Raw genomic sequence first — 26,832 nt, forward strand, 5'->3', positions numbered from 1 at the left:
TCAACTGCTGACCGTGGTACGTTTCTTCTCGCTAAAGACAAAGTGTATCACTATGACATATCAACAGTTGACCGAATGACCAAAGGGAAACGATACCAGATATCGATTCTTCTTGCGCAGGGTTATCGGTCTGTTTTTATCGCTAAAACAATCGATGTACATCGTTCAACCGTTTATCGAGAACTCGACCGAAACGGATCAAAGGATGGTTATCATCCTGAACAGGCTCAGCAGAAGACTCAAGAGCGTAAGACTTTGGCAGCTAAATACAAAATTCCAGCGTTAACGGTTGAGTATGTTGAACTTGGTTTGTCACTTCACTGGAGTCCAGAGCAGATTAGCGGTGTTGGGCATTTAATTGATATGCCAGTCAGTCACGAGTGGATCTACCGCTATATCGCTGCAAATAAATCCGCTGGCGGAACGCTTTACAAAGCGCTACGGCAAGGACATAAACGTTATCGACGAGGCGTGAATACAAAGCGTTGTGTAATACCCGATCCTTGTTCGATAGATGAGCGACCTGAGGTGTCGAAAATAAAGAACGCTTTGGCGGTTGGGAAGTCACTGTTCAGGGTAAACAAGGCACTAGGGCACTCGTCACGCTGGCAGAGCGTAAAAGTCGTATGCACCCTAGGGTTATCTGTTTTCTCGGCGGTGTCGTTATTGGCTATCACTGAAAAGAGTGACGCGATTACGTCCACCCTGCTTCGATTGATACAGTGCTTTATCGGCTTCTTCTAGCCATTCAACTTCATTACTTTGTTCGAGTTTAATTTCAGAGATGCCGATACTAATGGTGACTGATATTTTGTGGCCTGCGTATTCGACCACTGATGATTCAACCGCCGCACGCAGCCGCTCAGCAAAGATGATCGCATTTTCACCGCTGGTGTCCACGAGGATGGCGCTATATTCTTCACCGCCATAACGACCGGTAAAGTCTGTTTTGCGGGCTTGTTTTTGCAGAGTGTCCGCAATGGTTTGGATGACAATATCACCGGCTTGGTGACCATAGGTATCATTCACTTTTTTAAAGTGATCGATATCAAACATAATTAACGAAGAGGTCTCTTGTCGACGGCCAAAGCGAGCAAACTCTTTTTCAAGGCACTCCTGCCAATAGGCTCGATTATATAATCCCGTTAGGCCATCTACTCGACTGAGTGATTGTAGTCGCTTATTTGCTGCTTGTAGTTCTTGTTGTGCGATAGCATTATCAGTGGTGTCGTAGATCAAAATACCGATATGATTTACTTGGCCCGTTGGTGAACTCAAGGGGGTCAAAGTGACATTCTGGTACATATAGGGTGAGCTGCCGGTTATCGGGCGGTGACTCTTAAATTGAAATAGGTAGGGTCTTTGTTCCCAGGATATATAAGCCGTGTTACTGAGCAGCAGGACACCTTCCATTTTTTTTCTTAACCAGCGCTCAGGTAATTCCGGGAACAGACTAAAAAGCTGTTGGTTAGCGGCTTTACTCGCCGAAATGCCCGAATGATTTTCCATAAAGCCATTCCATAGACAGATATGGTGATATCGGTCGACAACGATTAGGCCTGCTTCAAAATTCTGTAATAGCCCCAGAATCCAGTGGATATCATCAATATCATGTTCTTGGTGTATGGTGTTATTCATGGAAAATATCTCGCCATCTCTTTTAGTTTAGGCAGTGAATCTTCCGTGAATATGATGAGTAGTTCACAATAAAAATCGTGTGATTTTAATTGATAATCAATGGTTATCATTAAGGTTTTTTGCCACTGAGTATTTTGTTCTGGAAGCTCAGAAAAGTCGCGTAGAATGATCGGTGTTGCTCGACTTAAGGTGATATCAAGTTGCTTCGAAAAACCCGTGGTGAATGCGCCAATAAGAGTGTTGGAGAGGGTCATTTGTAAATCAGCGTCAAGTTGATCCGTTTGTCCCTGCATATCCATTAATTGAGCGATAGTATCGAGATTGTCCCGCTGAATGAGTAATAAGGCCTCACCGGCTAGATTGGGTCCAACGAACCCTTGGCTGACTAAATCAAAATTACGGCTGGTGGCACTGAGCAATATCATTTCAATTTCAGCAGGAGAGGCAAGGCTGACTTTTGGGATCGGCAGAGCAATAAATGTATTTAATAGACGCGCTAATTGATTGCCCGCCTGGCCCATCGCGACATTGGCAACTTCTTGATAATAGTCGGGTAGTTCTAGGACTTCTTCATTGGCTAAATGACTTTCAGAATGTTCAAGTTCTGTGAGTAAGCCGTATTGGTTTAGCACGTCTGCAATAATGTCAGATGAACAAGGTTTTTTAATAAAGGCTAAAGCCCCGAGGGCCATAATCCGCTTTTGTGCTTCAGGCTGAATATCGCCTGAAACGACGACAACCATCGTCGGCAGATCATCGCTACGGATATGTTCCAGCGTCTGATAGCCATCCATCGTAGGCATATTTAGATCGAGAAAGAGGATATCCCCTTTGCCTGTGTGGACGGCTTCTAAGGCTTCAAGGCCGTTTTCGGCAAAGGTAATCTCAACATTCCAACCTCGAAGTGCAGAGGCTATTTGCTTTCGTGCTAGGCGAGAATCATCACAGATAACGATTGGAACGGCTGAGTGCAAGTGCGCTTTCCTTTAGATTCAAAACCTTAAAATGTTTAAACATGATACTCAGATAGCGTATAAAGTCACGCCATCAGCGTTGATTAAATCTGCCTATTTTGAGGATTTTCTTCTCAGTATTGGCGGGATGCTTTTATTATTTAAACCTAACTATTTAATTTAAAACCATTCTTTTTATGATCGAGTGCTCAATTTGATTTAACAATAGGTGAACAATTGCTCAAATAAATTTGGTTATTACGGATTAGCGGAGTTTATTTGACAGCTTGTTAATCCAGATTATTGGGCTGGTATGTGAATGGTGAGAGTGGAAAACCATTATTGTTGTAGAAGAAAAAGCCTGACAGGCCTTATTGAGTGGCACAGTTGTCAGGCGGTGTTATTTACCGAACGCTTTGTTTTATGGCGATAGTCGACAGGGGTAGGGCGCCCGCTAGAAATAATGGGTATAGGAGATCATGATTGAAGAGTTGATTGGCGAGCAATGTGCCGGGGCCCATTAAGAGCAGCGCGATAGCCATATTGACGGTGGCTAGCAGAGTGATTCCTCGTAATCGTTTCTGGTTAGATCCTGCTGCCAAGAACATCGTCGCCGTGACAGCGACAGCGACTACCTGAGTGTAGAGCTCGCCATGCTCCATACGGCGTAATAGTTCAAACAGAGCAAACAATCCGATCAGCCAGCGCCCCCAAGCGGGACGTTGCCAATGACAATGACGTGCGCTAACCAGTAGCGCGGTGGCAAAAAACGGCAGAGCAACAAAGTAAGCGAGATTACTCAAGAGTCGCTGTAGCGTGGCGATATCGGTTCCAGCGATACTATCGGATTTACTGATCAGCTCCGATAGTGCCCAAATGCCGAGAAATACCGCACTTAAGGCTGCGGCTTGTAACGTCGCCTTAGGTTCCTCGCTTAGGGACTGTGCTTTACGTTGCAGTTGCAGTGCTGCGAACAGCGCGCTGATTAACAGCGCCCCGTATGCCAGACTAATCAGCATGGTTTATTCCGCAGCCAATTTAGCAAATACCCGACCTGCCGCTTCGATGGTGGCGTTGATATCGTCTTCGGTATGAGCCTGAGACATAAAACCGGCTTCAAATGCCGACGGTGCTAAGTAGATACCTTCATCTAGCATACCGTGGAAGAAGCGGCCAAATTTTTCGGCATCGCATTGCATCACCTCAGCGAAGCAGGTGACCTGCTCTTGATCGGTAAAGAACAGACCAAACATACCGCCCACCTGAGTGGTGGTGAAGGGAACACCATGACGCAGTGCCATCGCTTCAAAGCCTTGGGTTAGCAGTTCGGTTTTGGCGCTGAGCTTTTCATGAAAACCCTCTTCCTGAAGTGCATTCAGCATTGCCAGCCCTGCAGCCATGGCCAGTGGGTTACCCGACAGTGTACCGGCTTGATAAACCGGTCCGAGTGGCGAGATGTATTCCATGATTTCACGTTTACCACCGAAGGCACCGACCGGCAGACCGCCGCCAATCACTTTACCCATAGTGGTTAGGTCTGGGGTAACACCGTAATAACCTTGAGCACCGGTCAGCGAAACCCGAAAACCAGTCATCACTTCATCGATAATCAAGACCGCGCCGTACTCATCACAAACCTCGCGAAGCCCTTGCAGGAAACCCGGTACCGGTGGGATACAGTTCATGTTGCCAGCGACGGGTTCAACAATAATACAAGCGATCTCATTACCCGCTTCAGCAAATGCTTGACGGACATTGTCGATATCATTGTAGGTTAGCGTGATGGTGTGTTCTGCGAGGCTAGCCGGTACGCCAGGGGAGCTTGGCTCACCAAGGGTCAGCATACCGGAGCCGGCTTTGACTAATAGTGAGTCCGAGTGGCCGTGGTAGCAGCCTTCAAATTTAACAATTTTGTCACGTCCGGTATAACCACGGGCAAGGCGAATCGCGCTCATAGTCGCTTCAGTGCCGGAGCTGACCATTCGTACTAAGTCCATGCCGGGCATAATTTCACAGACTTTATCGGCCATTTCGATTTCGATGGCAGTGGGCGCGCCAAAGCCTAGACCAGAGTCCATGACTTTGCGTACGGCATCCATCACGGTGGGGTGCGAGTGGCCAAGAATCATTGGGCCCCATGAGCCAACATAGTCGATGTAGCGTTTATCATCCTCGTCGAACATATACGCCGCTTCACCCCGTTTAAAAAAGATTGGCGTGCCGCCAACACCTTTAAACGCGCGTACCGGTGAATTAACACCGCCTGGAATATGGGCTTGAGCGGCTTGGAATAAAGACTCTGAACGGGACATGTTGGGCTCTCTTAATTCGTGTCGTGAGCGGAGCAGTTAAACAGGGCGTTAAACTGTCCGGCCTGGGCGCAAATATCATCGTTGGCAAACAGATTGTGGATGACGGCGATCATATCGGCTCCGGCGGAAATAACCTGATCTGCATTATCCATATTAATGCCGCCAATCGCTACTACCGGAACGGGTAGTGTCGCTTTGGCTTCACTGATCAGGCTAATGGAGGCATGGGTGGCGTTAGGTTTAGTGCTAGAGGGAAACACCGCGCCAAAGGCTACATAGTCCGCCGTTTGTTGGCAGGCGGTGCGTGCCAGTTCGAGTGAGTTGTGGCAGGTATTGCCAATAATGGCTGCTGGCCCGAGAAAGCTGCGAGCTTGGCGGATATTACCATCACTTTGGCCGAGATGAACGCCGTCGGCACCGCTGGCTTTGGCTAATTCAACATCATCATTAATGAGTATCGGGCAATGGTATTGCTGGCATAAGTCAACCAAAGCTAAGGCTTGTTGCAGACGGAGCGCCTGATGGGTTGATTTGTCACGGTATTGCAGAATTCGAGCACCGCCGCGCAGGGCTTGTTCTACTTGAAGCAGTAAACTATCAGTATTGGGCATTAGGGTGCTATCGGTAATAGCGTACAGGCCGCGTAACGAAAACTCTGTCATCGGATTACTCAGTCACTCTGATTATGATTCAATTTTTTGGGTATAAAAATGCTCGACCTGTTCCCGGGTCAGTATACCGGCGATCTCTTTGCTATAGTTTTGTATCCATAGCGCATCGACTCGTTGTTGATTCATGCGGTCGAGTGCCTCTTTAAGCGTCGCATTAATGCCGATGGCGACGATATCTTTACGTATTGCAGGGACTTCCGTTAATGTGAGTTCCAGTGAAGGATTGAAACCATTTTGCTCTGTTTCCTGTTCGATAAACTGTTTAAGACTGATGGGGAGCAGGATATAGCGAGGTAGCTCTTTACTGTCTTCGAGAATTAACCATTCGGGCTGTTGTTCCAGTATCTGCACGGCAGATTCACAGTTGATCATAATATCACTGCGGATAAAATGGCTACTCATGACACTGGTAACGCCTTGCCGAGAGAGTGCTTGGGTTAAGGGCTCCTGACGATAATCCAGCCCTTGTGCATTGAGTAGGTTAAGAAAGATCGAAGGTTGTTGAAAGAAAAAGCGTACGGTGGTGCTGGCAACAACGATGGTGATCATGCCGGGAAAGATGATGTTGGGGTTGGCTGTTAGCTCCAATAACGCGATCAGCGCGGCTAGCGGAGCATTCAGTACCGCCGCCATCATGGCTCCCATGCCGAGCATGGCATAGAAACCCACACCAGAATGATTAGCACCGGTTACATAGGCAACGAGTAAGGCAAAGGTGGCACCCGTAACGGCGCCTATATACAGGGTTGGGCCGATTAAGCCACCAGGCACGCCGAGGCCGAGTACCACTGGCGTGAGTAACCCTTTGGCAATTAGCAGCCCAGCTAGTAGAGCCAAGCCCATATGCCCCTGTAGAACCTCCGACAGGGTGTCATAGCCAAGCCCCATCACCTGTGGATAACTGATGGCGACTATGCCTGTTAACACGCCGGCGACTAATAACTTCACGCCTAAAGGCCAAGTAACTGATTTTTGTGTTTGCAGCATAATGCTGATAAATGCCGCGGCGACCAAGGCACATACAACCCCGAGCAGAATCACAAATGGTAGCTCAGCCATTGATTGTATCTGCAGTGCAGGAATAGTGAACGCTGACTCATCACCGTAAACAAAGCGTAATAGTAGTGCTGCGGTGACCGATGCCACGAGCACTGGGGTGAAGCCGATCACCGTATATTCCATCAAAATCACCTCCATCGAGAAGATGACGCCCGCGAGCGGAGTATTGAAGGCGGCCGAAATAGCGGCGGCTACGCCACAACCGACCAGAATGCGCAGGGAATTATTGGGTAGTCGAAGTACCTGTCCGACGAGACTGCCGCAGGCGGCTCCCAAATGAACGGCGGGACCTTCACGCCCGACGGAGTGGCCGGTTAATAACGCGATCGCTCCGCCAAAAAATTGCACCAACATATTTTTTGCCGGCAGATTACCTTGGTGATAGCTGAGCCGTTCCATGACATGGAGCACACCGACTTTTCGGGTGGCGGGTAATAACTTCCAGAACATTAATGCCAGAACCGCCGTACCGGTAATCGGTAACAGTACACGCATCCAGACGGGTAATGCTTCAAAATTCTCACTCTGACCGCCGGGTAGCCAAGCTTCCAGCGGCAGATCAATCAGCAGACGAAAGGCGATAATGACTAAGCCGGATGCCAACCCTGAGAGAATACCCAGTAGGACCAGCTGCGGTAGTGCTTCGACATGAGCGAGTCGATTACGGAAGTGAGCAAATGAGAACGAGTCTTTGAACATCTGAAACGAATCAGCCTTTTTTTAAAAGCATGGAAATGGAAAGAGAAGGGCTGACTCTGAGTGCCAGCGATATAATCTCATGACAAGTAGTGCTGCTTTCATTACCTATTTTAGTCGCATGCAATAGTAATGCCCCTCAAGGGTTTGTATCATACGCAGACTGAATAGAAAACCGTAGAACCAATTGAGAGGTCAAAGTGATCAAAGTAGGTATCGTAGGCGGCACCGGTTATACCGGCGTAGAGCTGCTAAGGCTGTTAGCAAACCATCCTGAAGTATCGGTTGAGGTCATTACTTCCCGATCTGAGGAAGGTATGCGAATCGACGATATGTATCCCAACTTGCGTGGTCACTACGATCTGCAGTTCACGGTACCCGATGTAGACAGACTGGCGCAGTGTGATGCGGTGTTCTTTGCCACGCCGCATGGTGTGGCAATGAAAATGGCGCCTGAACTGGTTGAACGGGGTGTACGGGTGATCGATCTTGGAGCGGATTTCCGGATTAAAGACCTCGAACTCTGGTCTAAATGGTATGGCATGGAGCACACTAGCCCAGAACTGGCGGCGCAAGCGGTCTATGGTCTACCGGAAGTTAACCGAGCAGCGATTAAAGACGCTCGGATGCTTGCTTGTCCGGGCTGTTATCCGACAGCGACTCAACTGGGTTTTCTACCGCTGGTGGAAAATGGCCTGATCGATCACCGTCGTCTCATTGCTGATGTTAAGTCCGGTGTTAGTGGCGCAGGCCGTGGAGCTAATGTCGGCTCGCTGTTGTGTGAAAGCAGCGAAAGCATGAAAGCCTATGGCGTAGCGGGTCATCGTCATCTACCTGAAGTTAAGCAGGGCCTGAGTGAAGCGGCAGGTCGTCCGGTTGGGCTGACCTTTGTACCGCATCTAACGCCGATGATTCGGGGTATTCATGCCACGCTTTACGGTATTCTGAAAGATCCGGTCGATGGCTTGCAAACACTGTTTGAAGAACGCTATGCCGATGAGCCGTTTGTTGATGTGATGCCCGCCGGTAGCCATCCGGAAACCCGCAGTGTTAAAGGCGCGAATGTTTGTCGTATCAGTGTCTTCCGGCCACAGAATGACGATACCGTCGTGGTGCTGTCTGTTATCGATAATCTCGTGAAAGGAGCGGCAGGTCAGGCGATCCAAAATATGAACATTATGTTCGGCTTTGATGAGACTGAAGGGTTGCGACACGCAGGGATGATGCCTTAGTTGAGATTTTCTATACTTGACTAAATTAGTCGGTTAAATAGATAATAGGTCTCTGAATGGGTAAACACGAGTGAGTGAGCAGATATGACAGAGATGACTGACCAGCAGCCGGACATGGTTTTTTCCGATTCCGCAGCGGCGAAGGTAAGGAGTCTGATCGAAGAAGAGCAGAACGATAACCTTAAACTACGGGTATTTATTACCGGTGGAGGTTGTGCGGGTTTCTCTTACGGTTTCACTTTTGATGAAGCGGTTGCTGATGATGACACCGCAATTGAAAATGATGGCGTCACGATGCTGATTGATCCCATGAGCTATCAGTATCTGGTGGGTTCGGTGGTGGATTATAAAGAGGGCCTGCAGGGTTCTCAATTTGTGATTAACAACCCTAATGCAACGACAACCTGTGGCTGTGGTTCCTCTTTTTCGATCTGACCAGTACCAAACGCTCTAACAAGTAAGCGTTAGATAACCCCGTAAAAGCTTATTTACTTTGGTAAATAGTCCTTTTACGGGGTTTTTGTGTTTCTGATCCGGCAGAATTTACCCGTTGCGGCTTGGGTAGCGGGTGAAGTATGAACTTTCCCCATGACTCTTTATAACGCCTGGCGTCGCTCTCTTCCCAAGTGATTAACTCAATACATGGGAGATATAGACCTTAGCCGTTAAGCCAAACAGGGTTAGGCCTGTGAGTAAACCGAGAAAAATAGCTCGCCCCTCCCGATTGGCGCCTGCCTTAAGTGAAATATGCCAGACGCTCCAGAGCTTAAGCACGATCATTACCATAACAGCAACAAAGACGTAGACCTCGCTAGTTGACCAAATAACCATGGTGATGCTCACTTTTAATGTTCATTTGACATGCATGTTATTGTTAAATAATATTCATATCAAATGAATATTTAAATATTATGCTTGCCGCAACCGAGTAGTGACTCGCGGCTAGATAGGAGCAGTTAGGTGAATAGATCAGAGATTCTTAAACCCTTGAGTCGGGAGCACCATACGGCGCTGGTGCATGTGAAGCGGATCTTGGAGCGCGCGACTGAGGGAGCCGAGGCTGTTGTGGACTATTGGCAGCAGGTGGGTGATCAATTTCAGGCAGAGCTTGCCGCGCATTTTTATGAAGAAGAGGTGTTAGTTGAAGGAATTGATGAGCCCCTGTTGCAACGCTTTCGAGATGAGCATCGACAGCTGCGCTCGCTAATGGCGTCACCCGATGCGAAAAATTTAGCAACCTTTGCCAACTTGTTAAAGGCGCATGTTCGTTTTGAGGAGCGGGAGTTGTTCCCCTGTTTAGAAGTGAGTCATTATGATCGGTTGGAACATAACCACACTCACTGATGCGGCTTCATATGCTTAAAGAGTAAAACTAAAAACTAACTATTTAATCGTTCTATGTAATAACTAAGGGTGAATATGAAAACTGAGACAATAACGGTCGTAAAAGCCACCGTGCCTGCTATTCAGGCTTCTGGAGAGGCGATCACACAACACTTTTATCGCCTGCTCTTTGCAGAACATCCTGAACTACAACATGTTTTTAATATGGCGAGTCAGGCGAGTGGACGGCAGCAGTCTACACTGGCAGCGGCTATTCTGGGATATGCGGCCCATATTGATAACCTGAGTGCGCTCGGAGGCACAGTTGAGAAAATTGCCGCGAAGCATTTCAGTCTTGATATCACCCCGGCACAATATGACATTGTTGGTCGTAATCTACTGCGAGCGATTCGTGAGGTACTAGGCGCTGAAGTGGCGACCGATACAGTGTTGACCGCTTGGGCTGAAGCCTATCAGAAGCTCGCGGATATTCTGATTGGTCGCGAAGAACAGTTATATGCCGAGGCAAAGGCTGAGGGCTGGAAAGGTTTTAAAGCGTTTAAGGTTGACCGTATTGTCGATGAGAGTGATGAGATTCGATCTTTTTATCTGCGCCTTCTTGATGGTAAACCCTTGCCTGAGTACCGTCCTGGGCAGTTCCTGAGTATCAAAATAGCGAGTCCCGACTGGCAATATGAAGAGATTCGCCAATATAGTCTTTCTGATTCCCCCCGCGCCGAAGGTTATCGGATTTCGGTGAAGCGTGAACCCGCAGCAGAGGAAGGTGTGCCAGCAGGCCGGGTATCAAATTACCTACATGACCATCTGAAACTAGGCGGTCAGTTGGCGGTACATATGCCCGGTGGAGACTTCTTTTTAAAACACAATGACCGTCCGGTGGTGCTGATTAGCGGCGGGGTGGGTGTTACGCCTATGATAAGTATGTTGAACGATCTGTTATTGAAAAATGACAGCCGAGATATCGTGTGGTTACAGGGAGCCCGCAACCGTCAGTCCCATGCGTTTGCGCAGCATATCGGTTGCCTGAAACAAGATTATCCCAAACTGACAGCGGTCACTTTCTATGACGATCCGTCGGCTGCCAAACAGGGCCGTGATTATGATCATCAAGGCTATATCACCCGTGAATGGCTGGCGCATTACTGTCCTGCTGATGCGGAGTTCTATTTCTGTGGCCCATTGGCATTTATGCGCGCGATCTACCGTCAGTTGAAAGGGTTAGGGGTTGATGACGCACAGTTAAATTATGAGGTCTTTGGCCCGAGTGAAAGTTTGGGCTGACGTTGATAAAGCTTATTTATAAGAGCGTCGCGGTGCCCGGTATTATGTCGCTGTACTTTGGTGACAGCACCGATCAGTTAAGCCTGTGGGCGAGTCTTTATGGTCTTGGCGACGGGTTGTAATCTGTTGTTACGGCGTTTATAGAGATGGCGGCTATTGTGTCGTAATTAAACGGGGTATAGTTATTGGACCCCGTTTTATTAATCTTTTTATCCGTCTTGGAGTGTTCATGAGACTTACGGCTTTCACTGATTTTGGCCTACGCACACTGTTGTATCTTGCCTGCTTGAAAGACGATCAGTTGAGTAGTGTGGCGGAGGTTTCGAGAGTCTACCGCGTGTCTCAGAGCCATATGGTTAAAGTTATCGGCCAATTAGCTAAATCGGGTTATGTGCAAACGATTCGCGGCAAAAATGGTGGTATTCGGTTGGCTGTGAAGCCTGAATTGATCAATATAGGGGATGTGATTGAGCAGCTAGAAAATCATCTTGATGGGGTTGATTGCGCCACTACCGCCTGTCAGTTAGTGCCTTGTTGCGAGTTGAAAAATGCCCTGATGGAAGGGATGCAGGCATATCTCGATACAATGCGAAAATATACTTTAGCGGATTTAATAGTCAATAAACACCAGTTAATTCCGTTAATGACCGCTGTCTAAAATTACGTTATTCCCCCCAGTAAATAGCACCCAATGGGCGATAGCCTGCTGCACCGGTGACGCCGGGCTCATTACCGCTCTGATGGTTAAGGGTGCGGTAGGCTAGCCAAGCAAATGCAGCGGCCTCAACCCAGTCCGGATTAAGGTTCAGGTCGGTAGTAGTGCCTAAATAGTTAGGCGCAAGTAGTGTTGCGAGTCGTGCTTTGAGTTGTTGATTGTAGCTGCCGCCACCACAGAGGAAGACTTGCACGTTGTTTAATTGGTGATTGTTAATGGCATCGGCGATCGAACGAGCCGTTAATTCCAGCAGCGTTGCCTGAACATCCTTCGGCAGAGGTTGTGTCTCCAGTGCTGCAACCTGCTGCTCAATCCAATGATGGTTAAATTGCTCTCGGCCGGTACTTTTAGGCGGTGTTTCGCTGAAATAGGGCAGTGCTAGCATTGTTTGTAAAAGCTGAGGTATCACGGTGCCTGTCGCGGCCCACTGACCATCTCGGTCATAGCTTTTTTGTTGATGCTGCATAATCCAGCTATCCATCAAGACATTGCCAGGTCCTGTGTCATAGCCGAGTACCGGTTTATCTAGATCAGCGTCTAGAATCGTTAGATTGGACATGCCTCCAATATTAACCAGTATCCTATTTTGCTCAGGTTGGCGGAATAGCGCGCTATGGAATGCGGGTACTAAGGGCGCGCCTTGGCCTCCGGCGGCCATATCTCGGCGGCGAAAGTCGGCGACGGTCGTGATGCCAGTGCGTTCAGCAATTAAGTTTGGATCGCCAATCTGGAGGGTAAAATGGGCGTTGGGGCGGTGGCGAATGGTTTGGCCGTGACTGCCAATCGCTGCAATGTTAGAGCGCTTAAGGCTATGTTGCTTGATCAGGTTTTCGACCGCCGTGGCAAAAAGTTCAGCCAGTGCTAGGTCGAGTCTGCCCACGCGTTCAATTTCATTATCGCCGGGGTTAAATAACGCGAGGGTGGCGGCATGAATCGCAGCAGGAATGGGTTCGCTATGACTGGCTATTAGCTCAAAGGTCGGCTCAAAGCGCACCGCGACTGCATCGATACTATCGAGACTGGTGCCGGACATCAGGCCTATAAAGATCGGAGCGTTCATTGCGGTTCTCGATAGTCGGCGGTCACTTAGATGCAGAGGCCAGTTGGGTTGCCTTGTATGACGCCAACTGCGCGAGTGCTTGTTCCGCGACGGCGAAAAATGGAGCTCGTTCAGCTTTGTCTAGAGGAGCGGCATGAGGTAATTTAACCGTTTGAGGGTTTTTGTGGACGCCGTTAACCCTGAACTCATAATGCAAATGGGGGCCTGAGGCGAGTCCTGTCTGGCCGACATAGCCAATAACATCACCCTGTCGGACGCGGCTGCCGTTCTTCTGGCCTTTGCGGTAATTGTTCATATGGCCGTAAAGGGTAGTGATGTTGCCACCATGTTGAACGATAACACAGTTGCCGTAGCCACCTTTTTTGCCGCGCCAGATGATTTTTCCATCTCCTGCCGCTTTAATCGGCGTGCCTGTTCGAGCTGCATAGTCCGTTCCTTTATGGGCACGGGTAAGTCCCAGAATAGGGTGCTTGCGGCGTGTTTTGAAGCTGGAGCTAATCCGTGCAAAATCCACTGGGCTGCGTAAAAAGGCTTTGCGCATACTGTCGCCCTGTGGCGTATAAAAACTGCTATCTCCATTACTGTCGGTATAGCGAATGGCAGTATAGGTCTCTCCTTGGTTAACGAACTGGGCGGAGAGAATATTGCCTTCACCTATCTTTTTACCATCGAGAAATTTTTCTTCGTAGACTAGATTGAAATGATCGCCTTGGCGAAGGTCCAATACGAAGTCGATATCCCAACCGAAGATGGCGGCTAGCTCCATAATCATACGGTCCGATAACCCTGCGCGTGAGGCATCAAGAAACAGGGAGTTTTCAATAGTGCCTTTGACAAAGCGTGGAGTGATATCGGGCTGTTTCTCAATCTCTTTAACGCGGTAACCTTGATCAGTTGCGATGATCATTGAGCTTTCTAGTTGATTACGGATATGTTTCAGCTTGTGTAGCTGATGATCGTTAATAACAAAGCTGAGGGTTTGACCCGGATAGATCCGTTTTAGTGCGTTTGTCTCTTTTACCGCATCACTCACCAAGAAGGCATCTCGGCTGCTAAGACCTGCGCGCTTAAAAATTGAGGTGAGGGTATCACCGTTACGTACGGTAAAGTCCTGCCACTGTTCGATGATTTGTTGTGGTTGTGGTTGTGGTTGTGGCTGGGCAGAGGCTGCTATTGCTGGTTCTGAGACGATCTCAGCCGTCTCGACAGTGTTGCTAGATTCATCGGCGACGATGGGAGTCAGTGGAAGTTGTATGGTTGTCGTGAGGGTCTGGTTAAATACCGATGCTGGGGCTTCTTCCGATGGTATAAGCATGGCGGTTAGACCCACAATGGTCGTGCATATCGTGGCCGCCATTAGGTGGGTAACAGGAATATGCTGTTTTAGTCGCTTGATTAACAACACGTGATACGGCCTCAGAATTTAAACGTTTCGCAAAGTATACCGGAAGCATTTAAATAATCGAAATATTCACACTCTATCGGCGAAAAAGGGTGTATATAGAGAGAAGTTGTCATTATCTGGAGATACAGTTGTCTCTGAATAGCCTCAGTTTTTAGGTTTATAGCGTTAAAAATCGAGTCGTTGTTGTCTTCATACCATTATAAGTATCATGGGTTTGTCGGATTTAATCCGGAAGGGTAGAATACGGCCCATCAATTATGACTACTTATTATGCGAAGGGTTAATAGAAGGCAATGACAGACAAAACACTGCTACAGGATCTTAGTGCGCGCGGTTTGATCGCGCAGATGACCAGTGAAGAAGAACTGGAACAACATCTGGCTGAAGGTTCTGTCACCCTTTATTGTGGTTTTGACCCTACGGCAGACAGTCTTCATATTGGTTCTTTAGTGCCACTGTTAGCGCTCAGACGCTTTCAGCAAGCGGGTCATAAACCACTTGCGCTGGTGGGTGGTGCAACGGGACTGATCGGTGATCCGAGCTTTAAAGCCCAGGAGCGCAAACTGAATGACGATGAAACGGTAGCGGGTTGGGTCGATAAACTCAAAGGCCAGGTCAGCCAATTTATCGATTTTGATTGCGGCACGAATAGCGCGGAAGTGGTCAATAACCTCGATTGGACGCGTGGGATGGATATCCTGACGTTCTTGCGAGATGTCGGCAAGCACTTCTCGGTTAACCAGATGATTGCGAAAGAATCGGTTAAACAGCGAATCGACCGTGAAGGCGAAGGGATCTCTTTTACTGAATTTACCTACATGATTTTGCAATCTTTCGATTATCAGCAGTTGAATGCTAGTCACAACTGTACACTGCAAATTGGCGGTTCTGATCAGTGGGGTAATATTACGGGTGGTACTGAGCTGACACGGCGTATGAACGGTAACAAGGCGTTTGGTTTGACGCTGCCGTTGATCACTAAATCGGACGGTACCAAATTTGGTAAAACAGAATCCGGCACGATCTGGCTATCGCCGGCTAAAACCTCGCCTTATGCGTTTTATCAGTTCTGGCTGCAAACCGCCGATGCTGATGTTTACGCGTTCCTTAAATATTTTACCTTTTTGTCGGTTGATGAGATCGATGCGTTGGAAAAAGCGGATGCTGAGCGCGACGGACGTCCTGAAGCGCAATCGGTATTGGCGCGGGAAGTGACACGTTTGGTCCACGGTGACGAGGGTTTGACCGCAGCGATGCGCATCACTGAAGCACTATTCAGTGGTAACCTGGCTGATCTTAGCGAAGCTGATTTTGAACAATTGCAATTGGATGGCCTACCATCATCATCGTTGTCTGCGGCTGATCTAGCGGAGACGCCGTTGACCACATTGCTAAGCGATGCGGGTTTGGCGGCTTCTGGTAAGCAGATTAAAGATGCGCTGCAACGTAATGCTGTGATCGTCAACGGTGTCGAGAAAGGCATGGACGACAATATGAAAGCCGCCGAGATCTTTACGGCGGCGAATGGCACCTATGGCCGTTTCTTCCTCGTTAAATTAGGTAAGAAAAAGCACCACCTCTTCTCTATCTAGAGATATTGCTTTCAAAAAACGCGCTATTCGCAAGAATCAGCGCGTTTTTTTTATTTTTATTTTCTACGGAACTTAGCCGAATAGCGCATAGATATTCTGAACTTATGATCTATGCTTATAAAAATATTAAATAAATCTCTAATCAGGAGGGTGTATGCAAAATACATCACGTCATGTTTTTCGTATCACCAGTTTAAGCGCAGCGGTTTTTTTAGCCGCGTGTAGTAGTAACGCACCACAATCTACCGTTGCCTTCGATCCTGTTGAGATGGAACAGCGTAATCAGTTATTAGTCGATAAAGAGAAAGAGCTCGCGCTTCGCGAAGCTGTTTTGGCAGATAAAGCCGCGCAGGGGCAAGGATCCGAGCCTTTACTGCCTCCTTCGGCTAAAGCGGGTGAGTGTTATGCCCGAGTTTGGGTCGAGCCTGAGTATCAATCTTATACCGAAACCGTTTTGGTGAAAGAAGCAGGACAGCGGGTTGAAGTTATGCCGGCGCAGTATAAAAAAGTGACTGAACGGCTGATGGTTCAGCCCGCCAGTTTTAAAATGACACCCGTACCTGCTAAGTATGATGTTGTTAGAGAGCAGAAACTTATTCGTGAAGCTGAACAGGTATGGCGTATTGATAAAAGCGTCAAGAGTGCTCCAGCCAGTCAGAATTTGCTAGCGGCAGCCGCTGCGGATGGTATTGATCTAGATGCAGCCACCCCAGGTATGTGTTTTCATGAGCACTATGTGCCGGCTGAGTTTGAGCAGGTTAATGAGTCCGTTTTGACTCGTGAAGCTTACGATAAAGTTAGCGTAGTGCCTGCACAATATCGTTGGGTTGAAAAGCGGGTCATGGTTACAGAAGCCAGCAGCCGTATTGAAGAAGTGCCTGCGCAATATAAAACGGTCACTGAACAAGTTGTTGATGTGCCAGCGCATACTGTATGGAAAAAAGGCACGGGGCCGATTCAAAAAATCGATCAGGCCACCGGCGAAATCATGTGTCTGATTGAAGTACCCGCTAGCTATAAAACAGTCAGCCGAGAAGTGCTAGTGACACCCGCAAGTACTCGTACTGTGGAAATTCCTGCAGAGTATAAGATGGTGAAAGTGCAGGAACTGGTTGCTGAGGCCAAGGAAGAACGTACCGCTGTGCCGGCGGTTTATTCAGATGTGGCACTGACCAAAAAAGTGCATGACTATGAGTTTGATTGGCATGAAGTGCATGACATGACTCATCCGCGCAGTACTCGAACCGGTAATAAAATCTGTCTAACAGAAACGCCGGCCAAGTATGAAACGGTAGAGCGTACGGTTGTTGTACAGCCTGCTGGTTTTGTAAGAACTGATATTCCTGCGAAATATGAAACTGTCGAAGTGACTAAGCTTGCTGCTGCGGCGCAAGAGAAACGCTTCGAAATTCCGGCTGAGTATAAGACAGTAACGCTGAGCAAGTTGAATAAAGAGGGTTATATGGAATGGCGCTCAATTTTGTGCGATACCAATATGACCACCACTAATATTGCGCATATTCAGAAAGCGCTGCTTGCAGGTGGATTTGATCCAGGCCGTATCGATGGTGTTATTGGTCGTGAGACCATGTCGGCGGTTAACGACTTCCAGCGTGCGAATGACCTACCCGTTGATGAATATATCAATATGGCAACAGTCAAAGCACTGGGCGTTAGTTTATAACCTCAGTTAATAGACTCTAGTGTTAAAACGCCCTGGCTTGTCAGGGCGTTTGTGTGTCTGGCGATTGAGTTTGGCATAGTGCTAGACCGTCAGATAAAAGATATGGGGGGTTAGCAGAGATGCTAACGTAATGCGGCTTCAGGGAAGGCTATAACAGTATTGGCGTGGCTAAAGTGAGAGAGGTCAAGGGTTGTGAGAGCGGGGCCTAGTGACCCCGATGTCAGTTTATCTTGCTGGGGCTTAATAAAGCGCTTTTTCGTCACGGACTAGGTCTTTTAACATATCCAGAAACAGAGTATCTGCTTCACTATGTTCTAACGGTATTTTTATGTTGGTCGTTGCGGACAATTCATCGGCAATTTTCACATTGGCGTTTTTTTCATCGATATGTTTACGAGTGATATCTAGAGCGGTTTTACAGATGTCTGGCTCGACCATTATCTTGCGCAATACCAGCACAAATTCATTTAGTGCGCGTTCTTTGTTTTTAATTTCCGCTGTGTTCATGCAACGATCTCCAAATCAAAAAATATCTATGTTTAGCTCATTTTAGCTTTCATTCACTATAGCATTCTCGTTATCGAGTCGGCAGTCCTGTATTGCAGCAAGAGAAGAATATTTATTTTATCAGCGCTGTTTACTTGATCATTTCCTGATCTGCTGTCAGAATAACGCCACAATTTTGATGTTTCTGCACTAAGTAGGTTACCCCGAAGCAGAAACTTGATAAGCACACCCAGCTTATCTTCCCGGGTTTACAGTGTGTACCCACACTTAATCATCGGATGAAGAGTTGCTTTTGCCTTTCTCTGGTCGTACCGACCACCTTCGCAAAAGCCTGCTGGTTGATGTTATTACACACCAGTAGGCGCGTCATAACATCCTCCAGTATCAGATTTTTTTATACATGCCTCTGTGCGTGTAATTTGAGGATACTATTGTGGAACAACTTTCAGGCGGCGAAATGCTAATTCGCGCCCTTAAAGATGAGGGTGTGAAACACATCTACGGTTATCCCGGTGGGGCACTGCTGCATATTTATGATGCACTGTTTCAGCAGGGTGATGTGCAACATGTTCTGGTTCGCCATGAACAGGCTGCCACCCATATGGCCGATGCCTATGCGCGAGCTACCGGTAAAGCCGGTGTGGCGCTGGTGACTTCTGGTCCGGGTGCGACCAATGCGGTTACCGGTATTGCTACGGCATACATGGATTCAATCCCGATGGTGGTGATTACCGGCCAGGTCATGAGTACTCTGATCGGTGAAGATGCGTTCCAAGAAACCGATATGATCGGTGTCTCTCGCCCTGTTGTTAAGCACAGCTTTAGTGTTCAAAATCCTGAAGATATTCCTTCTATTATTAAGAAGGCGTTTCATATTGCAGAAAGTGGTCGTCCTGGACCTGTTGTGGTTGATATCCCTAAGGATATGACCAACCCAACCGATCGCTTTAATTATGAATACCCGAAAAGTATCAAGCTGCGTTCTTATAACCCTGTGAGCCGTGGCCACAGTGGTCAGATCAAAAAGGCCGTCGATATGGTGCTGGGCGCTAAGCGTCTGGTTATCTACGCCGGTGGCGGTGTCATCTTGGGCGGTGCCAGCAAAGAGTTAACCGAATTAGCGCAGCTTCTCAACGCGCCGGTAACTAATACCTTGATGGGATTGGGTGGTTATCCTGGTACTGATCGTCAGTTTATCGGTATGTTGGGGATGCACGGCAGCTATGAAGCGAATATGGCGATGCATCATGCGGATCTGATTCTCGCCGTCGGCGCACGTTTTGATGATCGGGTGACCAACGGTGTGGATAAGTTCTGTCCGACGGCTAAGATCATCCATGTGGATATCGACCCTGCTTCTATCTCTAAAACCATTAAAGCGGACGTGCCAATCGTTGGCCCTGCTAAGCATGTGTTGAATGAGATGGTGACGCTGGTTAAAGATAGTAAGAAGCAGCCAGAGAAAGAAGCTGTCGACTCTTGGTGGAAGCAGATCGATGAGTGGCGCACCCGTCACGGCGGACATTATCGCACCGATGACTCTGAGAAGATGAAGCCTCAGCAGGTTATCGAGATGCTGAGCAAAGTCACTGGCGGTGATGCTTATATTTGTTCTGACGTGGGTCAGCACCAGATGTTTGCGGCCCAGTATTACAAGTTCAATAAACCGAATCGTTGGATCAACTCCGGTGGCTTGGGCACCATGGGCTTTGGCTTGCCTGCAGCCATGGGCGTGAAGATGAACTTCCCCGATGAAGAGGTTGTTTGTGTTACCGGTGAAGGCAGTATTCAGATGAATATTCAGGAACTGTCTACTATTAGCCAGTACAACATCCCACTGAAGGTTATCTGTTTGAATAACCAGTCGCTGGGCATGGTACGTCAGTGGCAGGACATGAACTATGAATCACGTCACTCACATTCCTATATGGAATCGCTGCCTGACTTTATTAAGCTGGCTGAAGCCTATGGTCATGTGGGCATGAAAGTTGATAAATATGAAGATCTGGAAGCGGCGATGACCAAAGCGTTCGCCATGAAAGATCGGATGGTATTTATGGATATCACAGTAGATCCGTTTGAACATGTATACCCGATGCAGGTACCACGTGGTTCTATGCGTGATATGTGGCTGAGTAAGACGGAGAGAACCTGATCATGAGACATATTATTTCTGTGCTGATGGAAAATGAACCGGGCGCGCTGTCTCGGGTTGTGGGTCTGTTCTCCCAGCGGAACTTTAACATCGAGTCACTCACCGTAGCGCCAACGGAAGACTCAACACTATCTCGCCTGACGGTTACGACCATTGGTAGTGATCGGGTTATCGAGCAGATCACGAAACAGCTAAACAAGCTGATTGATGTGGTTAAAGTGGTTGATCTGACGGAAGGCGATCATGTTGAGCGTGAGCTGATGATGATCAAGCTGAAGGCCAGTGGTCAGATGCGGGCCGAGATCAAGCGTACTGCGGATATCTTCCGTGGCCAGATCATCGATGTGACGCCAACCACCTATACGGTTCAGTTGACCGGTGCCAGTGATAAACTGGATGCCTTTATCGAAACCTTGGGTGCGGCACATATTATGGAAGTCGTACGTACGGGTGTTTCGGGTCTGTCCCGTGGTGAGAAAGTTTTGAGTATATAATGACCCTTGATTATTGATCAAAAGCCGCTCACTGAGTGGCTTTTTTTTGCCTAAATTAAGCGATATTTGAGGGATTAGACATAACGGTTGTTTGATCGGGCCTCGGCATGGCCAAGGTCTGCTACTTGTCATGGTTACGTTATTGGAAGTAAGGTGATTTAAGGTCGTCAGCAGGGTATAGGGAAAGATAGGTTTCCTGTTTTGACGGTAAAATAAGGTCTATGTCATTGTCTTTGCAGCGAAGATTATCGTCTGGTTTTTTTACGAGATGGTGATAGGGCTGGGTTAATCAGGGCTGGTGTTTCCAATTTAAGCGTATTACTCTTGAGCTCTCAATAACCGGTATAGTACTCAGAGATCATCCTATGAGTGGAAAACTGCTCTATCTGGTGGGCGCTTCAGGCAGCGGTAAAGATAGTTTGCTTGAAGGGTGTCGTCAGCGTCTGCAGACAAAACATCGTTGTTTTGTTGCCCATCGTTACATTACTCGCGCCCCTAATGTTGGTGGTGAAAACCATATTCATTTATCGCCTGAAGAGTTCGATATGCGGGCAAGTATGGGGATGTTTGCGATGCAATGGTATTCCCATGACTATAGCTATGGCATCGGTGCTGAAATTGATAACTGGCTGGCGAAAGGCGTTAATGTGGTTATCAACGGTTCCCGCGAATACCTGCAAATTGCTTTACATGCTTATCCGAATTTGATTCCAGTATTGGTGCAAGTGGATGAAGAGAGTCTACGTCAGCGATTGATAGATCGAGGTCGTGAGAGCGAAGAAGAGATTGTTAAACGGTTGAATCGACACCGACAATTTGTCGATAGTCTTCCGGATAGTATTCTGTTGGTCGATAATAATGAGAACTTGCAGCAGGGTGTTAATGCCCTGTTGACGATTATCGAATCTTTAGCACCCGATGTGGTTAAATCGGCCCGCTCAACCCATTAGGTTATGATTAATATTCAAGAGGGTGCTATTAAGGCACCCTTTTTTTGTTAGGAGATTTTTAATGTTCAGTATTGAAATGAGTGTTAGGGATTATGAACTGGATATGCAGGGCATTGTGAATAACGGTGTTTATTTCAACTACCTTGAGCATGCGCGCCATGCCTTTTTAAAACAGGGCGGAATAGACTTTGCCGCGCTGACTAAGGCGGGTATTCATCTCGTGGTTATTCGTTCCGAACTTGATTATAAAGCATCGTTAAAAAGCGGAGATCGGTTTCGGGTTGAGGTTGCACTCGAGCGGCTGAGTCGAGTGAAGTTTGGTTTTCGTCAGCAGGTTGTGCGCCTTGAGGATGAAAAGCTTTGCCTTACTGGACTGGTTATCGGAACCGCATTGAATGAACGTGGTCGGCCTTACATCTCGCCGCATTTGGAAGAACTTTTCAATCAATGATTAAGGCCCAGTTTACTGGTTTAGCTTTGAGTTATTGGTTGGCTTTTGCCTATTGTTTACGCTGAATCAGATTAAGTTTGGTTTGAGCGATGTGCCGCTACTGATGTAAGTGAGTTGGTATTCAATAGAGCTTTTTTCTGCGGACTTTATGGGTGATGAGACGAGGCGAGAAAAGATAGCGCTCATGTGATGCAGAATTGCTGAAGTATCGACTAATGACGGCGTCAGCCGATTTGAGACCAGAAGGCTGCAATAAGTGGGCTCTGTAGTTTCTTCTTGAGTGCGATTAGGCCCACATCGTAGGCTTTCAATTCGGGTTGTATCGTTAAAATGCGCACTCGAGTCGCCAGTGGGCTGTTTTCTAAGACGATTTTCGGTACAACGCCAACCCCGAAACCGAGGCTAACCATGCTGACAATCGCTTCATTTCCGGCAACTTGGGCGTAAATTTTAGGTTTAGCTTGGCGCGCCTTAAACCACTGATCTACCCGCTTTCTAGATACGCCATCTTCTGACAAGATCATCGGCACCGCCGACCAGTCGGTGGCACTCCCTAGCATGGAATCCAGTAGGGGGTCTTGCTGTGGTGCTATAAACACCAAGGGTGACGTGGCGATGTGCTTAAAGGCAAGGCTGTTGTGCAATATGTCGGTGCGAGCGGCAATGGTGATATCGTCGGTGCCGCTCACCACTCGTTGAATGGCACTTTCTGGATCGCCGGTATGTAGCTTGATTTCGATTTTGGGATGCTGACGCCGAAATTTATTGAGAATGTCATAGAGAAAGCTATAGCTTGCGGTGACAGAGCAATAGACGCTGATCTCCCCCTGTAATTCTTGTGCTTCTTCGAGGAGCGAGTTGCGGATAACGTCCCACTGTATCAGGGCTTCTCTGGCATAGGTTTGAAAGCGTTCACCTTCACGAGTCAGTCTGACCGTACGATTATCCCGCTCGAACAGCTGTACGCCGAGGGTGCTCTCCATCTGTTTAATGGTTCGGGTAAGGGCCGAAGGGCTGATATGACAAGCCTCACTGGCGCGGCCAAAGTGAAGGGTGTCGCAGAGGCTAATAAAGAACGTAAGAGAGCGGGTATCCATAAATGGGGTCAGCTTATGCATTGCAGTATGTGAAATGTATTTTTGCATATAGGTTTTTTTCTGCAATAACTATTTATTTGGATAGGGGGGATGACTTGTCATTATTGGAGGATATCGTGTTTTCTTAAACCGGTTTGATCTGGGTTAGGGAAATCGATTGTCGTTGCGGGTATGTTTGGCCTCATATTCCGGTTGCAATGGCGCATGATCGCCCCGAGGTTCTGTATGAAGTATGACATTATCATTATTGGCGCAGGCCCAGCAGGGCTGAGTTTTGCACGCTCCTTGGGGGATACTTCATTAAAGATGTTGCTGGTGGACAGGTCATCTTTGAGTGTGCTGCAGAATCCGCCAGAAGATGGGCGTGAAATTGCGTTAACACACCGGTCAATCGCATTGATGAAAACGGCGGGGGCTTGGCAGGAGCTCGCCGCCAATGATGTATCGCCGATCTGTGCGGCGAAAGTGATCGATGGTAACTCTAGCTATACTCTGAACTTTGACAATGATAATGCGGAGCTAGATGCATTAGGCTATTTAGTACCCAACGATAAAATTCGCAAAGCCTATTTTGACGTTGTGCAGGGGGTCGATAATATTGAGTTGTTGACTGAAATGTCGGTTGAAGATGTCGGTAATGATGAGCGCTGTGCCTGGGTGCAGTTGGCGAATGGTGAACGTTTCGAGTGTGATCTGCTCGTCTCGGCGGATAGTCGTTTTTCAGAAACTCGTCGTAAAATGGGCCTACCCGCCAGCATTAAAGATTTCTCCCGTACGGCCATCGTATGTCGAATGGAGCACTCCCTTTCCCATCATCAGACGGCCTTTGAATGTTTTCATTATGGTCGAACGGTGGCAATTTTACCGATGACGGGCAATCTGTCATCCATTGTCGTGACGGTCTCTAGTGCTGAGGCTGACAGTATTTTTAATATGAATGAAGAAGCGTTCGCCGCCGATATTGAACAACGTCTGCAGGGACAGTTAGGTAGTATGAAGCTCTATGGCCGTCGTCATCTCTATCCATTGGTGGCGGTGCATGCGAATAAATTTGTGAGTCGTCGCTACGCGGTGATCGGTGATGCTGCCGTTGGTATGCACCCAGTTACAGCGCATGGCTTTAATTTAGGCTTGAGAAGCCAGGAAAGCCTGACCAAAGAGATTAAGCAGGCCCTTAGCCTTGGTGTCGATATTGGCTCCAGGCGTGTTTTACAGAAATATCAGCGCGGTCATATGTTGGTCACCCGTCCTTTGTATGCGGGAACTAATCTTGTTGTCGGATTATTTACCAATGATAACGTAGCGGCCAAAATTGCCCGTAAGGCGACTTTACGGATCGCCAATAACGTCGCACCGTTAAAACGGGCGATTACTCGGAAATTAACGGAAAAACGTAGTGATACGCTATTCTTTTTGCCAGGTTTAAAATAAACCTCATTAATCAGACTTAATACTTGAGCCGTGGTTGACGATATGGACGAAAAAGACCGTATTCAGAGCCTCTTTGCTTAATTCAGAAACGGAAAGCTTTTGGGTAGCGATAGCTTTCCGTTAGGCGGAAAAGTAGAATGTCTTAACATTTTGTTAATCCATTGGTGTAAATAGCTCTATGAACAACCCACAGGGAAGCAAACCAGAACAACCTGATCAACCCACCCCAGAATCCACAGATCCAAAACCTCGTAATCGAGGCATATATTTACTGCCAAACCTATTCACGACCGGCGCTTTGTTTAGTGGCTTCTATGCCATTGTGGCGGGTATGAATGGTGCGTTTGATAATGCGGCGATTGCGATCTTTGTCTCGATGGTACTGGATGGGCTTGATGGTCGAGTGGCTCGTCTGACCAACACCCAGAGTACTTTTGGCGCGGAATATGACTCGCTGGCGGATATGGTCTCATTTGGGGTCGCACCGGCGTTGGTTACATTTAGCTGGGTCCTGAGTGACGCGGGTAAGTTTGGTTGGTTCTGTGCGTTTATCTATGTGGCTGGCGCGGCTTTACGTTTAGCACGTTTTAATACTCAAATTGGTTCTGTGGATAAGCGTTACTTTATCGGCTTGCCGAGCCCTGCGGCAGCGGCATCGATCGCCGGACTGGTGTGGGCCTGTGTTGAATTTGATATTGATGTTTCGAGCTTTGTCTTTCTCATCGCTATCTATGTCGCTTTGATGGGCGTGTTGATGGTGAGTAATGTGCTTTACTATAGTTTTAAAGATGTGGATCCAAAGGGGAAGATTCCCTTTATGATCTTGCTGGTGATCGTTTTGACCATTGGCGTGATCTCTATTAGCCCAGCTATCTTCCTGTGGTTGTTGCTATTGGGTTATTCATTATCAGGTCCAGTACTGTGGCTGCTGCGTAAACGTAAAACACTCAGTAGCTAAACTACGCAGAACGTTGAGGCGAGGCTGTTTTGAATAGATATAAGCGAGCCAGTGCTTCAACGATCTAGCCCTCCAAGCTTACCCCAGCATCTATTTATCGAAATCGGCGTCGCTTCATGCAAGCGGCGTTGTCGATGACGGGTTATCATCAACGGTAGTGCGGCAATGTATGATACTCCTAGTGATTTGCCGCGCTATGTGCGGCCTCAGCGGTACAGCTAAAGCTGGCAGATATCGCCCGTAACTCAAGTTGTTCAATCGATGAAGCTTGAGTGCTTTATTCTGATGCGATAACCCAGAATAGCTTTTATACGTTTGTACCGATAAGCGTGTCCCGTGCGTAATGCTCAGCGGTTTGTGACCGATCCTTGGATGGTGGAGATCAGGGGTGCGGTTGCAAAACCTAAGTGCTATCCACTGGAAGAGATCCTCGCTCGCTCTGCATTATATGATCGATATGCCGGCTATGTTATGTTGAAGTTCAGTCTGTGGTGATTTCTTGGTTAGGGGTTCCGTTAGTGGATTTGATTAAGTATCCAAGTTTTGTTTAATTCGCTGGTTTCAGCGGACATGATCAAGATTCAGTCAGGCAGCTCTCTCATCTCGCCGTCTGTATAATGATTTCCCTGAATTTAGACAGACTTACCCTGCGCTCTCAGTATCTGATCGACATCGAGTGATGTTGGCTGGCGTGAATAACATAGGCAAGAAGAGTGGCTGATTCATAACTTCCCAAGCCGAAAACCACAAAAACCGCCGTCAGGCGGTTTTTGTGGTTTTGTTGGAGCCTATTCTAGGGGCGATAGGTTATTGCCTTGGTCTTGATTTCTTAACCGCAACAGGTCGTGAAGTGACGGTCTAGCAGCTCATTGTAAAAAGTTAGCTGCTTTTCATTAAATTGACACTTTTTCGTGCTGGCTCTGTTGACTCGCTGGCTGTGCGGTGTAAAATGCGCCTCCTCGCTTGAGACAGCCTCCGAAAACGGTCACTGAAACAAGTTGAGCTGTTCGATTAACCCATTGAAAGCAGGGCGTTTAACGCAAGCTTTTAACAGCGGAAAGTTGAACAGGAAGTCGCCGACTTCATTTGAGAATTTGCTAAAAGTTCTTAAATAAAATGGTTGACTTAATCAGGGTGTTGAGTAAAA

At 47.7% G+C, this 26,832-nt stretch carries 24 protein-coding genes and 1 pseudogene; 14 read left to right on the plus strand and 11 right to left on the minus strand.

Annotated elements, in window-relative coordinates:
* Window positions 1-75: 75 nt before the first annotated feature.
* Window positions 76-632 (plus strand): annotated as a pseudogene (locus tag KO512_RS15595) (IS30 family transposase); the annotation flags it as partial.
* A 31-nt stretch (window positions 633-663) separates the two neighbouring features.
* On the opposite strand, the gene KO512_RS15600 reads toward KO512_RS15595, so the two are convergent.
* The 6 genes from KO512_RS15600 to KO512_RS15625 form a co-directional block, all read right to left on the minus strand.
* The gene (locus KO512_RS15600; RefSeq protein WP_215953281.1) at window positions 664-1,638 is read right to left on the minus strand and encodes a sensor domain-containing diguanylate cyclase; all 975 of its coding nucleotides are present in this window, start codon (window positions 1,636-1,638) and stop codon (window positions 664-666) included.
* Window positions 1,635-2,612 (minus strand): response regulator, encoded by a 978-nt coding sequence (locus tag KO512_RS15605; RefSeq protein WP_215953282.1) that lies wholly within the window; start codon window positions 2,610-2,612, stop codon window positions 1,635-1,637. The genes KO512_RS15600 and KO512_RS15605 overlap by 4 nt, the downstream gene beginning before the upstream one ends.
* Window positions 2,613-2,995: 383 nt before the next feature.
* A complete protein-coding gene (locus KO512_RS15610) occupies window positions 2,996-3,610 on the minus strand; it encodes a hypothetical protein (RefSeq protein ID WP_215953283.1) in 615 nt (204 codons plus the stop codon).
* A 3-nt stretch (window positions 3,611-3,613) separates the two neighbouring features.
* Entirely contained in the window at window positions 3,614-4,903 is a 1,290-nt protein-coding gene (gene hemL, locus KO512_RS15615) for a glutamate-1-semialdehyde 2,1-aminomutase (RefSeq protein ID WP_215953284.1), read from the minus strand.
* A gap of 11 nt (window positions 4,904-4,914) precedes the next feature.
* Window positions 4,915-5,565 (minus strand): thiamine phosphate synthase, encoded by a 651-nt coding sequence (gene thiE / locus KO512_RS15620; protein WP_215953285.1) that lies wholly within the window; start codon window positions 5,563-5,565, stop codon window positions 4,915-4,917.
* Window positions 5,566-5,586: 21 nt separating this feature from the next.
* Window positions 5,587-7,332, minus strand: coding sequence for a chloride channel protein (locus KO512_RS15625; protein WP_215953286.1), 1,746 nt, complete (start codon window positions 7,330-7,332; stop codon window positions 5,587-5,589).
* 197 nt (window positions 7,333-7,529) lie between these two features.
* Here KO512_RS15625 and argC point away from each other — a divergent pair, with 197 nt between their 5' ends.
* Complete coding sequence (argC, locus tag KO512_RS15630; RefSeq protein ID WP_215953287.1) at window positions 7,530-8,561, plus strand: N-acetyl-gamma-glutamyl-phosphate reductase; 1,032 nt, start codon at window positions 7,530-7,532, stop codon at window positions 8,559-8,561.
* 84 nt (window positions 8,562-8,645) lie between these two features.
* Entirely contained in the window at window positions 8,646-8,996 is a 351-nt protein-coding gene (gene erpA / locus KO512_RS15635) for an iron-sulfur cluster insertion protein ErpA (protein WP_126159688.1), read from the plus strand.
* A 195-nt stretch (window positions 8,997-9,191) separates the two neighbouring features.
* On the opposite strand, the gene KO512_RS15640 is transcribed toward erpA, so the two are convergent.
* Window positions 9,192-9,392, minus strand: a complete 201-nt coding sequence (locus KO512_RS15640) for a hypothetical protein (RefSeq protein ID WP_215953288.1) — start codon at window positions 9,390-9,392, stop codon at window positions 9,192-9,194.
* Between the two features lie 129 nt (window positions 9,393-9,521).
* Here KO512_RS15640 and KO512_RS15645 point away from each other — a divergent pair, with 129 nt between their 5' ends.
* The 3 genes from KO512_RS15645 to KO512_RS15655 all read left to right on the plus strand — a co-directional run bounded on the left by KO512_RS15645 (window position 9,522) and on the right by KO512_RS15655 (window position 11,844).
* Entirely contained in the window at window positions 9,522-9,905 is a 384-nt protein-coding gene (locus KO512_RS15645) for a hemerythrin domain-containing protein (protein WP_215953289.1), read from the plus strand.
* Window positions 9,906-9,980: 75 nt separating this feature from the next.
* On the plus strand, window positions 9,981-11,186 hold the full coding sequence (gene hmpA, locus KO512_RS15650; protein ID WP_215953290.1) for an NO-inducible flavohemoprotein: 1,206 nt from the start codon (window positions 9,981-9,983) through the stop codon (window positions 11,184-11,186).
* A gap of 229 nt (window positions 11,187-11,415) precedes the next feature.
* Window positions 11,416-11,844, plus strand: a complete 429-nt coding sequence (locus KO512_RS15655; protein ID WP_215953291.1) for an Rrf2 family transcriptional regulator — start codon at window positions 11,416-11,418, stop codon at window positions 11,842-11,844.
* Between the two features lie 7 nt (window positions 11,845-11,851).
* Here the strand turns inward: KO512_RS15655 and KO512_RS15660 are convergent, their stop codons facing one another.
* Together KO512_RS15660 and KO512_RS15665 are read right to left on the minus strand one after the other, a co-directional pair.
* Complete coding sequence (locus tag KO512_RS15660; RefSeq protein WP_215953292.1) at window positions 11,852-12,961, minus strand: anhydro-N-acetylmuramic acid kinase; 1,110 nt, start codon at window positions 12,959-12,961, stop codon at window positions 11,852-11,854.
* A 22-nt stretch (window positions 12,962-12,983) separates the two neighbouring features.
* Window positions 12,984-14,366 carry an OapA family protein gene (locus KO512_RS15665; protein ID WP_215953293.1) on the minus strand — a complete coding sequence of 461 codons (1,383 nt, stop codon included), beginning with the start codon at window positions 14,364-14,366 and terminating at the stop codon, window positions 12,984-12,986.
* A gap of 293 nt (window positions 14,367-14,659) precedes the next feature.
* Here KO512_RS15665 and tyrS point away from each other — a divergent pair, with 293 nt between their 5' ends.
* Window positions 14,660-15,958, plus strand: a complete 1,299-nt coding sequence (tyrS, locus tag KO512_RS15670) for a tyrosine--tRNA ligase (RefSeq protein WP_215953294.1) — start codon at window positions 14,660-14,662, stop codon at window positions 15,956-15,958.
* A gap of 154 nt (window positions 15,959-16,112) precedes the next feature.
* Window positions 16,113-17,642: a peptidoglycan-binding domain-containing protein gene (locus KO512_RS15675; RefSeq protein WP_215953295.1), complete on the plus strand. Its 1,530-nt coding sequence runs from the start codon at window positions 16,113-16,115 to the stop codon at window positions 17,640-17,642.
* Between the two features lie 240 nt (window positions 17,643-17,882).
* On the opposite strand, the gene KO512_RS15680 is transcribed toward KO512_RS15675, so the two are convergent.
* Entirely contained in the window at window positions 17,883-18,149 is a 267-nt protein-coding gene (locus tag KO512_RS15680; protein WP_126160119.1) for a hypothetical protein, read from the minus strand.
* Between the two features lie 433 nt (window positions 18,150-18,582).
* Between KO512_RS15680 and KO512_RS15685 the strand changes: the two genes are divergently transcribed.
* The 4 genes from KO512_RS15685 to KO512_RS15700 all read left to right on the plus strand — a co-directional run bounded on the left by KO512_RS15685 (window position 18,583) and on the right by KO512_RS15700 (window position 22,199).
* Window positions 18,583-20,304, plus strand: coding sequence for an acetolactate synthase 3 large subunit (locus KO512_RS15685; protein ID WP_215953296.1), 1,722 nt, complete (start codon window positions 18,583-18,585; stop codon window positions 20,302-20,304).
* 2 nt (window positions 20,305-20,306) lie between these two features.
* Window positions 20,307-20,798 (plus strand): acetolactate synthase small subunit, encoded by a 492-nt coding sequence (ilvN, locus tag KO512_RS15690; RefSeq protein WP_126160121.1) that lies wholly within the window; start codon window positions 20,307-20,309, stop codon window positions 20,796-20,798.
* A 365-nt stretch (window positions 20,799-21,163) separates the two neighbouring features.
* Entirely contained in the window at window positions 21,164-21,748 is a 585-nt protein-coding gene (gene phnN / locus KO512_RS15695) for a phosphonate metabolism protein/1,5-bisphosphokinase (PRPP-forming) PhnN (protein WP_215953297.1), read from the plus strand.
* A 61-nt stretch (window positions 21,749-21,809) separates the two neighbouring features.
* Window positions 21,810-22,199, plus strand: a complete 390-nt coding sequence (locus KO512_RS15700) for an acyl-CoA thioesterase (RefSeq protein ID WP_215953298.1) — start codon at window positions 21,810-21,812, stop codon at window positions 22,197-22,199.
* A 224-nt stretch (window positions 22,200-22,423) separates the two neighbouring features.
* On the opposite strand, the gene ilvY is transcribed toward KO512_RS15700, so the two are convergent.
* Window positions 22,424-23,296, minus strand: a complete 873-nt coding sequence (gene ilvY, locus KO512_RS15705; protein WP_215953302.1) for an HTH-type transcriptional activator IlvY — start codon at window positions 23,294-23,296, stop codon at window positions 22,424-22,426.
* 225 nt (window positions 23,297-23,521) lie between these two features.
* On the opposite strand from ilvY, the gene ubiM reads away from it, so the two are divergent.
* Together ubiM and pssA are read left to right on the plus strand one after the other, a co-directional pair.
* Window positions 23,522-24,727: a 5-demethoxyubiquinol-8 5-hydroxylase UbiM gene (ubiM, locus tag KO512_RS15710; protein ID WP_215953299.1), complete on the plus strand. Its 1,206-nt coding sequence runs from the start codon at window positions 23,522-23,524 to the stop codon at window positions 24,725-24,727.
* Between the two features lie 178 nt (window positions 24,728-24,905).
* The gene (gene pssA, locus KO512_RS15715) at window positions 24,906-25,685 is read left to right on the plus strand and encodes a CDP-diacylglycerol--serine O-phosphatidyltransferase (protein ID WP_215953300.1); all 780 of its coding nucleotides are present in this window, start codon (window positions 24,906-24,908) and stop codon (window positions 25,683-25,685) included.
* Window positions 25,686-26,832: the final 1,147 nt, after the last annotated feature.

It is taken from the genome of Amphritea atlantica, from assembly GCF_018860855.1.
Lineage (GTDB): Bacteria > Pseudomonadota > Gammaproteobacteria > Pseudomonadales > Balneatricaceae > Amphritea > Amphritea atlantica_A.

Coding starts and splice junctions, on each gene's coding strand:
- KO512_RS15600 (WP_215953281.1), bottom strand. CDS start 1,638: ATGAATAACACCATACACCAAGAACATGATATTGATGATATCCACTGG.
- hemL (WP_215953284.1), bottom strand. CDS start 4,903: ATGTCCCGTTCAGAGTCTTTATTCCAAGCCGCTCAAGCCCATATTCCA.
- ilvY (WP_215953302.1), bottom strand. CDS start 23,296: ATGGATACCCGCTCTCTTACGTTCTTTATTAGCCTCTGCGACACCCTT.
- KO512_RS15640 (WP_215953288.1), bottom strand. CDS start 9,392: ATGGTTATTTGGTCAACTAGCGAGGTCTACGTCTTTGTTGCTGTTATG.
- KO512_RS15675 (WP_215953295.1), top strand. CDS start 16,113: ATGCAAAATACATCACGTCATGTTTTTCGTATCACCAGTTTAAGCGCA.
- hmpA (WP_215953290.1), top strand. CDS start 9,981: ATGAAAACTGAGACAATAACGGTCGTAAAAGCCACCGTGCCTGCTATT.
- pssA (WP_215953300.1), top strand. CDS start 24,906: ATGAACAACCCACAGGGAAGCAAACCAGAACAACCTGATCAACCCACC.
- tyrS (WP_215953294.1), top strand. CDS start 14,660: ATGACAGACAAAACACTGCTACAGGATCTTAGTGCGCGCGGTTTGATC.
- KO512_RS15625 (WP_215953286.1), bottom strand. CDS start 7,332: ATGTTCAAAGACTCGTTCTCATTTGCTCACTTCCGTAATCGACTCGCT.
- KO512_RS15680 (WP_126160119.1), bottom strand. CDS start 18,149: ATGAACACAGCGGAAATTAAAAACAAAGAACGCGCACTAAATGAATTT.
- KO512_RS15700 (WP_215953298.1), top strand. CDS start 21,810: ATGTTCAGTATTGAAATGAGTGTTAGGGATTATGAACTGGATATGCAG.
- phnN (WP_215953297.1), top strand. CDS start 21,164: ATGAGTGGAAAACTGCTCTATCTGGTGGGCGCTTCAGGCAGCGGTAAA.
- ubiM (WP_215953299.1), top strand. CDS start 23,522: ATGAAGTATGACATTATCATTATTGGCGCAGGCCCAGCAGGGCTGAGT.
- KO512_RS15610 (WP_215953283.1), bottom strand. CDS start 3,610: ATGCTGATTAGTCTGGCATACGGGGCGCTGTTAATCAGCGCGCTGTTC.
- thiE (WP_215953285.1), bottom strand. CDS start 5,565: ATGACAGAGTTTTCGTTACGCGGCCTGTACGCTATTACCGATAGCACC.
- ilvN (WP_126160121.1), top strand. CDS start 20,307: ATGAGACATATTATTTCTGTGCTGATGGAAAATGAACCGGGCGCGCTG.
- KO512_RS15660 (WP_215953292.1), bottom strand. CDS start 12,961: ATGAACGCTCCGATCTTTATAGGCCTGATGTCCGGCACCAGTCTCGAT.
- erpA (WP_126159688.1), top strand. CDS start 8,646: ATGACAGAGATGACTGACCAGCAGCCGGACATGGTTTTTTCCGATTCC.
- KO512_RS15655 (WP_215953291.1), top strand. CDS start 11,416: ATGAGACTTACGGCTTTCACTGATTTTGGCCTACGCACACTGTTGTAT.